The following is a 14,063-nucleotide window of genomic DNA, read 5'->3' as shown; positions in this document are numbered from 1 at the left end:
CAAAATTCTAAAGTAAATAGATACAATAAAAATATAAAAAGAGATAAAGATCCTTGGTAATCCAAGGATCTTAGTTTGAAAAGATATGAAAAATATACGTAAAATATTTTACAGAACTCCGCTTACGGACTATCTCGCAACATGAAAAACGCTAGGTTAAAGCCTAGCGTTTTTCTTTTTTGGCATAAAAATCGGAATAAATTAATTATGTAGTTATTTTAGGAAGTTTAGTTATAAAGGAATCTATAATGTTTTCTGATGTGATAAAGTGATGTGGAAATAAGTTTAAAATTTAAATTATGGATTACACTATTAGAGTTATTTGGAAAATAGATGGGTATAGGAACAATTAAATAATAATGAAAAGTAAGATGATATATTTAAAAAATAAAAATGCTAAACTGAAAATAATTATCATAAATAAAAGTAAAAGGGATTTTAATTTAAGAAATAGTAATAATTGAGGAGTTATATAGATAAATATAAATAGGAAAATATAATCGAAGTAAACTATTATAAAATACTCTAGGGTTAAGTAGCGTGTTTAGTTAGCAGCAAAAAAGTAGTAGGTGTTGTATGAATTTTGTATAATTTCTACGAGAGTTAATATCACATGTTAAGATGGGATTGTAAAAATAATATAATATTAAAGATGGATATGAAATTTTTTGAGAACATGTATGTTATGTAATAGCTGCTTTAGAAACTAGTATTTATGGATCTTGTAGAGTATCAATATACCACAAGGGTAGAAATGCTATATTGATTCAAAATAGGATAAAAGTTATAAAAAAATGAAATGTTAAATTTACTGAGTAAGATTTATTAAAGGTGGTTTTGAAATACAGTAAAGTAAATTTAATCTATAAAATTTAATAGGATAATTTTGAAAACATTAGGTTAACTAGTGTTTTTTTAGTAAAACTTTTGTTGAAAAAGTCAAATAAGCAATGTTTTAAAGGAATATTTTACAATATAATTATAATTTAATTAATTAAAAATAATCCAATAAAAGAAAATATAGAAAAAATGATGAAAAAAATGTATAAATTTGTTACAATGTTATAAAAGAATTCTTTTAGGTTAGGTGACATATGAAAAAAAGCATAAGAAATATTTTAGTATTAATATTTTTATTTATCTGTATTTGGAGTGAAAATGTATATTCAGCAAGTAAAATAGGTAATATAAATTTTCAAAGTATAAGTATAGATGATGGATTATCTCAATCTTTAGCGGAGTATATATATCAAGATAGCTTTGGATATATATGGATAGGTACTAATGATGGATTAAATCGATATAATGGAAATGAGTTTAAGGTATATAAAAATATTAAAAATGATGATAATAGTATCAGTAATAATATGATTAGTTCATTAGTTGAAGACAATAATAAAAATTTATGGATAGGAACAGATGGTGGCTTAAATAAAATGAACTTATATACTGGTGAAATAACTAGATATTTAGTTTCGGAAGAAGACAAGCTATATTCTAATACTGTTGTAGATGAACTTTTATTTGATACCAAAGGAAGACTATGGGTATGTACTATTAATGGTCTTAATTTATATGATAGTGAAAATGATACTTTTATTAAAGTAGCAGAAGAGTACTTAGAGAATAAAGGTATTCAAGATATTGCAGAAGATGGTGAAGGGAATATCTGGGTATCTACAAGAGATGGTCTATTTAAATATAATCATGAAAAAAATGTTGTAGAATCTTTCTATCATGATGTTAATGATAAAAATACAATTAGCGAAAACAATATTTTTTCTCTTTACTATAACGATAGTAAGTTATGGATTGGTACTAAAACTGGTGGATTAAATATAATGAACCTAAAAGATTATAGCATAAAAAGATATGCACATGATCCTAGTAATCCCAATTCTATACCGAGCAATCTTATTAGAGACATACTTAAAGATAAAGATGGTAATATGTGGCTAGCAACTGATCAAGGATTGGCTCATTTTGATGAGAAAAATGAGACTTTTTATACATATACAAGTAATACAGATAAGCATAGTATATGTGATAACAATATCATTAATTTATATCAAGATAGATTAGGGGTAATATGGATTGGAACCTTTAGTGGAATAAGTAAGTTTTTCCCTAATAATGACTTTGAGGTATATAGAAATGACCCTTCAGATGATAATTCTTTAAGTAGCAGTAGTGTTTGTGGGATATATGAGGATGATGAAGGTAATGTTTGGATTGGAACTTTTAATGCTGGTATAAATAAGGTTAGTGGAGATAAAGTAACTAGATATTATAATGACTTAAATGATGTAAATTCATTAAGTAGTAATAGAGTAAAAGATATAACTGGAATAGAAAATGAAATATGGATAGCTACAGACAATGGTTTAAATAAGTATGATAAAGATACTGAAAAGTTTACTGTATATAAAAAAACAGATGATGAAAATAGTGTAGTTAATAGTGAAATAAGAGTTTTATATATTGATAGAGATGGACTTTTGTGGATAGGAACTAGAGGGGGAATATCTACATTTGATAGGGAAGAGAACTTTACATCTTATAATGAAGTTTTAGAGAAAAATGGGATATATGAAAAAACAATTAGTGCTATTTACGAAGATAGTGAAGGAATAATGTGGTTTGGCCTTGGTAATGATGGCGGACTTGTAAGTTATAATAGAGAAACAGGAGAGGTAAAAAATTACTTAAATGATGAAAATAATGAGAACTCTTTAAGCTTCAATAATGTTAGATCTATATCTGAAGATGGTTATGGGAATATATGGATAGGAACTCAAGACGGATTAAATAAGCTAAATAAAAAAACAGAGAAGTTTACAGTATATTCATTTAATGATGGATTATCAAATAATTTTATTTATGGTGTAATTGTAGATGATTATGATAATATTTGGGCAACTACTAATTATGGATTATCTATGTATGATCAAAATGAAGAAAAATTTGTAAGATATTACGAGGCTGATGGACTTGCTACGAATGAGTTTAATGGATTTTCTTATCATAAGAATAAAGATGGGCAAATTTATGTAGGTGGGGTAAATGGAGTAACAAAATTTAACCCTAGAGAACTTCAGCTTAAAATGGAGACTAGCAATGTAATAATAGATAGTATAAAGACAATTGGGGGACTAGAAGTAGATTTACGACATAAGGTTGTATTAGAGTATGATTCTAGGGAATTATATATAAAGTTTTTTATTCCAGAGTATAAAAATATGAATCAAATGCAGTATGCATATAAGTTAGAAGGTATGGATAGTGAGTGGACTTTTTCAGGAACTGAAAACTATGCAAGATATGCAAGTATACCACCTGGAAAATATAAAATGCTTATAGCAGGGAGAAATTATAATGGAGTTTGGTCGGATATATCAAGTGTAGAGATAAAGGTTAAAAATTCTATTTTTAAAACGCCTATTGCATATATTATATACATACTTATAGTATTAGCAGTAATATATTTCTTTTATAATCAAGTTAAGATTTTAGATTCATTAGTAACTCAAAGGACTCAAGAGTTAAATAATAAGCTACATGAAAATAAAAAACTTTACAAAAGACTTATAGAAGCAGAGCAATATAAGAATAATTACTTTGTAAACTTATCTCATGAACTTAGAACACCATTAAATGTAATTTTATCTATGGAACAGCTGATAAGATCATTAGTTAAGTCAGGAAAGAAAATAGATAACGATAAGATGGAAGATTATATGAATACCTTAGGTGGAAATTCAAAGAGGCTTTTAAATCTTATAAATAATATTATAGATACCTCTAAAATAGATTCTGGTGCATATAAATTAAATAAAGAAGAAGTAGATATAGTATGTCTTGTAGAAGATACAGCACTATCTATGGTCGAACTTGCAAGGTCAAAAAATATTGATTTAATAGTTGATCCAGAAGTAGAAGAATTATCTATAAGTTGTGACAGGTTAGATATAGAGAGATGTATAGTTAACTTAATTGGCAATGCTATAAAATTTACAGAATCAGAAGGAAGTATTATCGTTACTGTTAGTGAATTAGATGATAAAGTTAAAATAACTGTTAAAGATACAGGTGTTGGAATTGATGAGAAATACCATAATAGTATCTTTGATAGATTTGGACAAGTTTATGATGTTTCTTCTGAAGAGTTTGGTGGAAGTGGATTAGGATTAACACTAACTAAAAATTTAATTAATCTTCATGGTGGAGAAATTAGTGTAGTTAGTAAAGTTGGAGAAGGAAGCGAATTTATTATAATATTACCTATTAAATAATATTTCTAGTAAAATATATTATTGATAAAAGAGGGCAGAGTAAATATAATCTGCTCTCTTTATTATATATGTTAATAATTATATATACATTGAGCATACTAAATATAAGCGTTTTGTAATTTAAGAATTTTTAAATAGGTATTGTAAAAAATAAGATAATGATATATTATATACAATATAAAGTTCATATTAAATACACATTAAGAGGGAGGACGTAATATGAGTTTATTTTTAGGAAAGATACACTATTGGTTATTTAATAAAATACAATGGTTTGAAATTTTAGAAGAAGATATTATAAAAGTTGCAAAGGACGAAGGAATATATACAGAGGAAATAAATGATAAAATAAATAAAAAGTACGGAGAAAAGTTACCTAATAAGCCTTTGGAAGATATGATTGATACTGGAAATATTCATGGATGGTTACAATCTAAAATCAATTCTGCTGAAGGAAGAATGGCTGCATGGACATCAATAATAATAAACAATAGTAAAAATGGTATAAATAAGATAGAAAAAGTATATATAGATCAAGGAATAAAAGCTGCAAAAGAGATTAAGGAATCTGGAAAATCTTATAAAAATGCTGAAGAGATATATAATTTAATGAATGATTATGTATTAGATGGTATGCCTTGTGACAGAGTAAATGTTATAGAGGAATCTTCAGAAGAATTAGTTAAGTGGACGAAGAGAATTTGTGTGCATAAAGATATATGGGATGCAGAAAATATTGATGTTAAGTATTTCTATGATTTTAGAGGTCTTTGGATTAAAGCTTTTGTAAGTGAATTAAATAGAGATTTTGAATATTTAGAAGTAGATAATGATACAAGAGTTATAAGAAAAATATAGATGGAGGAGTAATTAAATGATAAAAAAAGTAGATATAATTGCAGATGTATTAAAGAAGAATAAAAATGCAGAAGAAATCTTAAGAAGTTTTGGAATGGGATGTTTAGGATGTCCATCAGCTACTATGGAAAGTTTAGAAGATGCTTGTGAGATTCATGGGATAGATATAGATGAAGTACTAAAAAAATTAAATGAATAATAAGTAGTAGAAATCACCTTGAAATATAGGTGATTTTTTATTTGTAACAAATTTATAGAAAACCTTAGAATTTCGATAGAAGAGTTAAGAATTTTGTATGGAGTTAAAATGTGGTAAAAATTATAATTATAACTGTAAACGTTATTAAACAATGAATAAAATTAAAGGTAAGTATGGAGGGGAAACTTTATGAAAAAGGTAAAAAAATTAGTTGCACTTGCAGTTGCAACATTAATGATGACTGCATCATTAGTAGCTTGTGGATCAAGCTCAACTTCAGAAAGTACTGGAGGTAATGATACTGAAACATCTACAGAAGCAAATGCTGATGATACTAAAAGTGATGTAATAAAAGTAGGAGTATGTTTATACAAATTTGATGATACTTATATATCAACAGTTAGACAAAGTTTAGAAGCTATACAAAAAGAAAATTCAGATAAAGTTGAATTTGAATTCTTTGATGGAAAAGGTGACCAAGCTACTCAAAATGATGCTATTGATACAATAATATCTAAAGGTTTTGATTTATTACTAGTTAACTTAGTTGATACAGGAGCAGGACAAACTGTTATCAATAAAATTAAAGATGCTGGAGTTCCAGTAGTTTTATTCAATAGAGAACCAGCTGCAGATGCTATAAAATCTTATGAAAATGCTATTTTCGTAGGAACTAACGCTCAAGAAGCTGGAGTTATGCAAGGTAAAATATTAACTGATTTATGGAATTCTGAAAAAGACACATTAGATAAAAATGGAGATGGAAAAATCCAATATGTTATGTTACAAGGTGAACCTGATAACCCAGAAGCAGTTGCAAGAACAAAATATTCTGTATCTACTTTAAATGATAACGGAATTGAAACAGAAGAAATAGCTCAGCAAATTTGTAACTGGCAAAATGATTTAGCTCAAACTGCTATGGAATCTTGGCTTTCTAAAGATGGTGACAAGATAGAAGCTGTTATAGCTAATAATGATGGTATGGCACTTGGTGCAATTGCTGCATTACAAGCTGAAGGCTTAAATAAAGGTGATGGAGAATATATACCAGTTATAGGTGTTGATGCAACAGAAGCTGCAAAAGACTATATAGCTAAAGGTTATATGCAAGGTTCAGTTCTTCAAGATGCTCCTGCAATGGCTGAAGCTCTTTATACTATAGGAATGAACTTAGCTAATGGTAAAACTCCTACTGAAGGTACTTCTTATACTATAGATGATACTGGAGTAGCTGTAAGAATACCATATCAACCATATACAAAATAATTTAGAATAATTAATAAAATTTGGAGGTGTTTAAAAAAGCACCTCCAACAAATATGCATAAAAAATACATTTATAATACAATTAAATTTAATTTCGATAAATAGTAAGAAAAGTGGTGAGATATTTTTATGGCAGAATCTAAATACATTTTAGAGATGATAGATATAAATAAGAGTTTCCCAGGAGTTAAAGCTTTAGATAATGCAAATTTAAAGGTTAAAGAAGGAAGCGTACATGCGCTTATGGGAGAGAATGGTGCAGGTAAATCAACATTGATGAAATGTCTTTTTGGGATATATATAGAGGATAGTGGTGAAATCTATGTAGATGGTAAAAAGGTTAAATTCTCAAATCCAAAGCAAGCTATGGATAATGGAGTTGCAATGGTTCATCAAGAATTAAATCAAGTTTTACAAAGAGATGTAATGGATAATATATGGCTTGGAAGATATCCAGGTGGTAAAGGTATTGTGGATTCGAAGAAAATGTTTGAAGAGACTGAAAAAGTCTTTAAAGAACTAGAAATAGATGTTAATCCTAAGACAAAGATGGCAAAGCTATCTGTTTCACAAAGACAAATGGTTGAAATTGCAAAAGCAGTTTCTTACAATGCAAAGATATTAGTTTTAGATGAACCTACTTCATCTTTAACTCAAGAAGAGGTAACTCATTTATTTAAGATAATTAATAAGCTTAGAGATAGAGGTTGTGGAATTATTTACATATCTCATAAGATGGAAGAAATACTTGAGATTTCTGACGATGTTACAATTATGAGAGATGGTAAATGGATAGCTACAGAAGAAGCTAAAGATCTTACAACTGATAAAATTATTAAACTTATGGTTGGACGTGATTTAACTAATAGATTCCCACCTAAAACTAATAAACCAAGTGATGTAATTTTAGAGGTTAAGAATTTAACTGGTAAATATGAGCCAGCAGTTAAAGATATATCATTTGAACTTAAAAAGGGAGAGATATTAGGTATTGCAGGGCTTGTTGGGTCAAGAAGAACAGAGCTATTAGAAACTATTTTTGGTATTCGTCATCATAGTTCTGGTGAACTTATATTGCATGGAAAAAAGGTTGAAAATAAAGACTCAAGAGTTGCAATTAACAACGGATTTGCTCTTTTGACAGAAGAAAGAAGAGCAACTGGTATATTTGGAGGATTAGATATTAAATTTAACACTATAATTGCTAGCATAGATAATTATAGTAAAGGTATGTTAAATGAAAAGAAAATGGTAGAAGATACTAAATGGGTAATAGATTCTATGAAAGTAAAGACTCCAAGTCAAAAGACACCTATAAAATCACTTTCTGGAGGTAATCAACAAAAAGTTATTATAGGAAGATGGCTTTTAACTAACCCAGAGGTACTTTTGCTAGACGAGCCAACAAGAGGAATAGATGTTGGAGCAAAATATGAAATATATCAATTAATAATAGATTTAGCTAATAAGGGTAAAGGCGTTATTGTTGTATCTTCAGAGATGCCTGAGTTACTTGGAATTTGCGACAGAATTCTTGTAATGTCAAATGGTAGAATTGCTGGAGAAGGAACTCCTGATGAATTATCACAAGAAGCTATTATGGAATCAGCAGCAAAATATATTTAGAATTGAGGTGCAACTTATGGAAAAGATTAAAGAACAAAATAAAACAAAAAAACTGAATTTAGAGGATTTCTTATTAAATTATGCATTATATATAGTTTTATTTATTATGATAGTAGTGTTTATTATTAAGGAGCCTACATTCCTTTCTATTAATAACTTTACAAAAATATTAAGCCAAGCATCTACAAGAGGTATACTTGCTCTTGGTGTTGCAGGACTTATAGTATTACAAGGAACTGACCTTTCAGCAGGGCGTATTTTAGGATTAACAGCGATAGTGTCAGCTTCATTACTGCAATCAACTACTTATGCTTCAAGAATGTATCCTAATCTTCCAATGCTACCACTTATACTACCTTTAATAGCAGCAGTAATAATTGGAGGAATATTTGGAGCAATAAATGGTTTTGGGGTTGCTAAGCTTAAAGTACATGCATTTATTATAACTTTAGGTACTCAGCTTATTGCATACGGAATATCTTGTCTATATATAGATAGACCACCTCTAGGGGCTCAACCTATTGCAAACTTAGATGAAAGATATACTGAGTTAGTAAATGGATATTTTAAAATTGGAACAATAAAATTACCATACTTAATATTCTATTTAGCAATTGCAGCAATTGTAATGTGGTTTATATGGAATAAGACAAAACTTGGTAAGAATATGTTTGCTATTGGTGGTAATCCAGAAGCTGCAGCTGTATCAGGAGTAAATATAGTAAAAAATATAATGTTTATATTTATAATTTCAGGAGTGCTTTATGGAATAGCAGGATTCTTAGAAGCAGCAAGAGCAGGTTCAACATCTACTATGACAGGATTTAACTATGAGCTTGATGCAATCTCTGCTTGTGTTGTTGGGGGAGTATCTTTCTCAGGTGGTGTTGGTACAATTCCAGGAGTATTAATAGGTGCAATTTTACTTCAAGTAATTAACTACGGTTTAAACTTCGTAGGAGTTAATGCTTATTGGCAATACATTATAAGAGGGTTAATAATAATTATAGCGGTATCACTTGACGTAAGAAAATACTTAGCTAAGAAATAATTAAATATAAGTTCAAGTATAAAACCCAAAATTAAGGAGGCAAGCTAAATGGAGATAGAAGAAAAAAAGAAAAACGAAGAAAATAAAACGGTTAGAGATACTATATATGGAAGAATAGATGTATCTGTTAAGACAATGGATAAAGTAATAATAGGACTTATGATAGTTCTTGCTTCTTCTATAATTTTAGGCGTTATAATGTAAATAATAAAAATTCCCTAGTGGTATGGAAAATAATCTATATCACTAGGGGATTTTTTTATGCAAAAAATACTCAGATGTGATATATTATAATATATGTAATATTGTGGAATAATTATGGGATTAAATTCATATTTGTATCGGAGGAGATTATTATGACTTTATATACTATTATGGTAGTTGATGATGAAGAGGAAATAAGGCTTGGAATAATAAAGAAAATACCATGGGAAGAGTATGGATTTAAAGTTATAGGAGATGCAGAAAATGGACAAGAAGCATTAGAAAAAGCAGAAAAGCTTAGACCAGATATAGTTATGACAGATATTAAAATGCCTTTTATGGATGGATTAGAATTAGGAAAAGAATTAAGTAAAAAAATGCCTGAGACGAAAATAATTATTTTTTCAGGTTCTGATGATTTTGAATATGCTCAAAAAGCTATAAAGATTAATGTTATCGAATATGTATTAAAACCAATAAACTCAAGTGAATTAATTGAGATATTAAAGAAATTAAAAGCGAAATTAGATAAAGAATATAATGATAAAATAAACTTAGAAAGTCTTCACAAACATTATTCAGAAAGTTTACCAATATTAAGAGAACAGTTTTTAGCCTCTGTAATAGAAGGAAGACAAAATAAAGAAAGTTTTGTAAATGAATGTGATAAGTTAGGAGTAAATCTAAAATGTAAACATTTAGCTATATCTATAATTGAGGCAGAAAAAGATGATGAAAATCGCCTAAATTTAGACGGTAGAGAAGAGTATATTATTAATATAAGTATAAAAAAAATATTAGATGATGAAATAAATAAGTATTGTAGAACAATATCTTTTATTTATTATGGTAAAGTAATAGTTATTGCTTTATTTGATAAAAGAGAACAGATTGTTTCATTTATCGAAGGATTAAATAATTTTAGTAGTATTTATAAAAAAATTCTTGGAATAAAACTATCAATAGGATTAGGAAATATAGTAGATAATCCATATGATTTAAATATATCTTATCTTGGTTCCCAAGATGCTTTGAATTACAAATTCTTATTTGGAACTGGAAAGGTAATCTATATTGAGGATGTAGAGCCTGATAAATATGAAGAATTAAAATTTACTGAGCAAGATGAACGTAAGTTGTTGGATACGATAAAGGTTGCAGAAGAAAGTGATATTGATGAAGTAATAAATAATTTATTTAAAAAAACAGAAGAGGTTATCTTAGTTTTGGACAAGTATAAAATTTATTTCTTAGAGATAAATATAGCTATGCTTAAACTAATACAAAGTTATAACTTAGATGTAAGTGAGATTTATGGAGATAACTTTAATCCTTATAGCAGTGTAGAAGAGTTTAGTTCTTTAGAAGAGGTTAAGAAATGGTTTACAGACAAGGCTAAAAAAATTAATTTAAATATAAGAAAAGAAAGGATGAATTCATCAAAATTATTAGTTGAAAAAGCTAAAGAGTATATAAATAACAATTATACTGATTATGATTTATCAGTAGAAAAACTTTGTGATTATCTTCATGTAAGTCCAACTTATTTTTCTACTATATTTAAAAGAGAAACTGAAATGAATTTTGTAAACTACCTTACATCAGTAAGATTAGAAGAAGCTTTAAAGCTTTTAAAAACAACAGATGATAAGACGTATATAATTGCAGGAAAGGTAGGATATCAGGAAGCAAATTACTTTAGTTACGTATTTAAAAGAAAATATGGAATTGCGCCATCGAGATACAGAAGGAATTAGATATGAAAAAAATTTTGAACTTTATAGCAGATAAAATAAAAGATAGATATGACCATACTAGTATAAGGTATATTATTTCATTTTCATTTACTGTTGTTGCAGTAATATGTATGTTAATTGTAGGAGTATCATTTTATTTGAAGTCTATACACACAACTGAAACAATGGTTTTAGAAAATAATAAAGCTATGATAGAGCAAGTAAATTTAAATTTAGATAGTTATTTACGTAATATGATGAAGGTATCTGATGGGATATACTATAACGTAATAAAACGAAAAGATTTAGCAGTTGAAAGTATAGATAAAGAAATGGATCTTTTATATGAAACAAATAAAAGTTCACTTGTTAGTATATGTTTATTTTCAGAATATGGGGATGTAATAGCTGCATCCCCTATTGCTCAACTAAAAAATTCTATCGATCCAAGAAATAATGAATGGTTTATTAGTGCAGTTGAAAAAAGAGAAAATTTACATTTTTCAACTCCGCATGTACAGAATTTATTTGTAGATAATAACTATAAATATAGATGGGTAGTTTCTTTAAGTAGAGCTGTGGAGCTTACTTATAATGGGAAAATAACGCCAGGAGTTTTGTTGGTCGATATGAATTTCAGCGGAATTGAGCAGATATGTAAGAATGTCGATATGGGTAAATCGGGATATATCTATCTTATAGATGGAAATGGTGAGATAATATATCATCCTAGACAACAACTTATTTATTCAAATTTAATTCAAGAAAATACAAAGGAAAGTGCTTTTTATGAAGATGGAAATCATATTGAGGAGTTTTTAGGTGAAAAGAGGATAATAACAGTAAAAACTGTAGGATATACTGGGTGGAAAATAGTTGGTGTTAAGCCGATGAATGAACTTTCAAAAAACTATATTCAAGTTGGGATTTTTGCTATTTTTATACTGATAGCAGTAATTTTTATTCTTGTGGCTGTTAATATTTTTGTATCTACTAGAATTACAAATCCAATAAGGGAATTAGAAAAGTCAGTAAATGATTTGGAGAATGGAATAATGGATGTAGATATATCTATTAAAGGATCTCATGAAATAAAGCATTTAGGTAAAGCTATAAAATCAATGGCAAATAATATGAAAAAACTTATGGATGACATAGTTATTGAGCAAGAAGCTAAAAGAAAAAGTGAACTTAATGCATTACAAGCTCAAATAAATCCACATTTTTTATACAATACGTTAGATTCTATTATATGGATGGTAGAAAATGAAAAATACGATGGAGCTGTAGTTATGGTAACAGCACTAGCTAGACTTTTTAGAATAAGTTTAAGTAAAGGGAAGAATATAATAACTTTAAGAGATGAACTAGAGCATGCTAAAAACTACTTAACTATACAAAATATAAGATATAAAAATAAATTTGATTATTATATTGAGGCAGAGGAATCTATCTTGGATTTATCATGTATCAAATTAATAATTCAGCCTCTTATTGAAAACGCTATATATCATGGTATGGAGTTTATGTATGGAGATGGGGAAATAGTAGTGAAAGCCTATGTAACAGATGAAATTTTATATATAGACATAATTGATAATGGGCTAGGTATGACAGAGGAAGCTGTTAACAAGTTATTGACTAATGAAAATAGTTCTAAAAAGGGGTCAGGAATAGGATTGAAGAATGTTAACGAGCGAATAAAACTATATTTTGGAAAAGATTATGGTCTAGATATATTTAGTGAACCAGATGAGGGAACAACTATAAGAATTTGTATGCCGAAAATAAGTTATAGTGATTATTTATCAAAGGAGGAAAATAGATGAGAAGTAGAAAAAAACAGTATTTAATTCTCTTTGTATTGATTTTAAGTCTATTTTTCTTAATTATGCTTAGTAAAAATTTTATTTATGGAGAGGATAATAAAATTTATAAAATATCAGTTATTATAAGGGGAAAAAGTAGCGAAAGTTGGATGATAACAAAAGAAGGAATAGACCAAGCTGCTTCTGATATGAATGTAGATGTAAGTTTTATTACACTTTCTGAAGAAAATAATCTAGATGAGCAAGAGCAACTAATAAAAAGAGAAATTGATGATGGGATAGATGCACTTATAGTTGTACCTGTAGACTATGAGAAAATGTCAAGCAGTATAAAAAGTGCTAAAGAGAAGGTTCCTGTTGTCCTAATAGAATCTACAGTAAAAAACATTGGAAATATTCCGTATGTTTCTTGTGATAATTATGAATTAGGAAAAAGTTTGGCAGAAGAAATTATAAAGGCCGGAAACTATAGAAATAATATTGCTATTTTTAATAGTGAGACAAGCTATAGTAGTGTAAAAGAAAGATGTAAAGGATTTGAAGAAGTAATTAAGGAAAGTAAAAATAATTATGAATTATGGGATACAAGTAGTGATGTGCTAGAAGGTATAGAATATGTTAAAAAAAGAGTTAAAGAAAATAATATAGATATAGTAGTTGCATTAGAACCATCTACTCTAGAAATATTAGCACAGGCTAAGAAAGAGTTAACTTTAGAGAATGAAGAATTTAATAAAATTGAAATTTATGGCGTAGGAAGTACAAATAAGATAATAGCATTATTAGAAGAAAATATAATTAATTCTACTATAGTACAGAATGAGTTTAATGTAGGATATTTAGGAGTACAAGCAGCAGTAGGGCTTATAAAAGGTGAAAAGATAAGTAATAAAAACATTGATTTTTCCATCATATCAAAAATTAATATGTATTCAGATGAAAATCAAAGATTATTATTTCCATTTGTTAGATAGTATTGATAAATACAAACTAGGAGGGG

At 27.9% G+C, this 14,063-nt stretch carries 10 protein-coding genes; all 10 read left to right on the top strand.

Annotated elements, in window-relative coordinates:
- Positions 1-1,094 precede the first annotated feature (1,094 nt).
- The gene (locus LQE93_RS08225) at positions 1,095-4,292 is read left to right on the top strand and encodes a ligand-binding sensor domain-containing protein (protein WP_055267480.1); all 3,198 of its coding nucleotides are present in this window, start codon (positions 1,095-1,097) and stop codon (positions 4,290-4,292) included.
- 219 nt (positions 4,293-4,511) lie between these two features.
- Entirely contained in the window at positions 4,512-5,150 is a 639-nt protein-coding gene (locus LQE93_RS08220; protein ID WP_186838947.1) for a hypothetical protein, read from the top strand.
- Positions 5,151-5,166: 16 nt separating this feature from the next.
- The gene (locus tag LQE93_RS08215; RefSeq protein WP_055267484.1) at positions 5,167-5,349 is read left to right on the top strand and encodes a DUF1858 domain-containing protein; all 183 of its coding nucleotides are present in this window, start codon (positions 5,167-5,169) and stop codon (positions 5,347-5,349) included.
- A gap of 189 nt (positions 5,350-5,538) precedes the next feature.
- The gene (locus tag LQE93_RS08210; RefSeq protein WP_055267486.1) at positions 5,539-6,618 is read left to right on the top strand and encodes a galactose ABC transporter substrate-binding protein; all 1,080 of its coding nucleotides are present in this window, start codon (positions 5,539-5,541) and stop codon (positions 6,616-6,618) included.
- Positions 6,619-6,746: 128 nt separating this feature from the next.
- The gene (gene mglA / locus LQE93_RS08205) at positions 6,747-8,243 is read left to right on the top strand and encodes a galactose/methyl galactoside ABC transporter ATP-binding protein MglA (RefSeq protein WP_231072955.1); all 1,497 of its coding nucleotides are present in this window, start codon (positions 6,747-6,749) and stop codon (positions 8,241-8,243) included.
- Positions 8,244-8,259: 16 nt separating this feature from the next.
- On the top strand, positions 8,260-9,294 hold the full coding sequence (mglC, locus tag LQE93_RS08200) for a galactose/methyl galactoside ABC transporter permease MglC (RefSeq protein WP_231072953.1): 1,035 nt from the start codon (positions 8,260-8,262) through the stop codon (positions 9,292-9,294).
- Between the two features lie 48 nt (positions 9,295-9,342).
- Positions 9,343-9,498, top strand: a complete 156-nt coding sequence (locus LQE93_RS08195; protein ID WP_172675773.1) for a hypothetical protein — start codon at positions 9,343-9,345, stop codon at positions 9,496-9,498.
- 152 nt (positions 9,499-9,650) lie between these two features.
- Complete coding sequence (locus tag LQE93_RS08190) at positions 9,651-11,255, top strand: response regulator transcription factor (RefSeq protein ID WP_186838943.1); 1,605 nt, start codon at positions 9,651-9,653, stop codon at positions 11,253-11,255.
- A 2-nt stretch (positions 11,256-11,257) separates the two neighbouring features.
- Positions 11,258-13,063, top strand: coding sequence for a sensor histidine kinase (locus tag LQE93_RS08185; RefSeq protein ID WP_231072951.1), 1,806 nt, complete (start codon positions 11,258-11,260; stop codon positions 13,061-13,063).
- Entirely contained in the window at positions 13,060-14,037 is a 978-nt protein-coding gene (locus tag LQE93_RS08180; protein ID WP_055267494.1) for a substrate-binding domain-containing protein, read from the top strand. The genes LQE93_RS08185 and LQE93_RS08180 overlap by 4 nt, the downstream gene beginning before the upstream one ends.
- Positions 14,038-14,063 lie beyond the last annotated feature (26 nt).

The organism is Clostridium sp. NSJ-145 (assembly GCF_021044725.1).
Taxonomy (GTDB): Bacteria; Bacillota; Clostridia; order Clostridiales; family Clostridiaceae; genus Clostridium; species Clostridium disporicum_B.
The sequence above is the reverse complement of the archived record's forward strand: the minus strand, read 5'-3'. Positions and strand labels throughout refer to the sequence as shown.

Bases quoted from the DNA above. Each gene is read 5' to 3' on its own strand.
- LQE93_RS08220 (WP_186838947.1), top strand. From the start codon at position 4,512: ATGAGTTTATTTTTAGGAAAGATACACTATTGGTTATTTAATAAAATA.
- mglA (WP_231072955.1), top strand. From the start codon at position 6,747: ATGGCAGAATCTAAATACATTTTAGAGATGATAGATATAAATAAGAGT.
- LQE93_RS08180 (WP_055267494.1), top strand. From the start codon at position 13,060: ATGAGAAGTAGAAAAAAACAGTATTTAATTCTCTTTGTATTGATTTTA.
- LQE93_RS08225 (WP_055267480.1), top strand. From the start codon at position 1,095: ATGAAAAAAAGCATAAGAAATATTTTAGTATTAATATTTTTATTTATC.
- LQE93_RS08190 (WP_186838943.1), top strand. From the start codon at position 9,651: ATGACTTTATATACTATTATGGTAGTTGATGATGAAGAGGAAATAAGG.
- LQE93_RS08215 (WP_055267484.1), top strand. From the start codon at position 5,167: ATGATAAAAAAAGTAGATATAATTGCAGATGTATTAAAGAAGAATAAA.
- LQE93_RS08195 (WP_172675773.1), top strand. From the start codon at position 9,343: ATGGAGATAGAAGAAAAAAAGAAAAACGAAGAAAATAAAACGGTTAGA.
- LQE93_RS08185 (WP_231072951.1), top strand. From the start codon at position 11,258: ATGAAAAAAATTTTGAACTTTATAGCAGATAAAATAAAAGATAGATAT.
- mglC (WP_231072953.1), top strand. From the start codon at position 8,260: ATGGAAAAGATTAAAGAACAAAATAAAACAAAAAAACTGAATTTAGAG.
- LQE93_RS08210 (WP_055267486.1), top strand. From the start codon at position 5,539: ATGAAAAAGGTAAAAAAATTAGTTGCACTTGCAGTTGCAACATTAATG.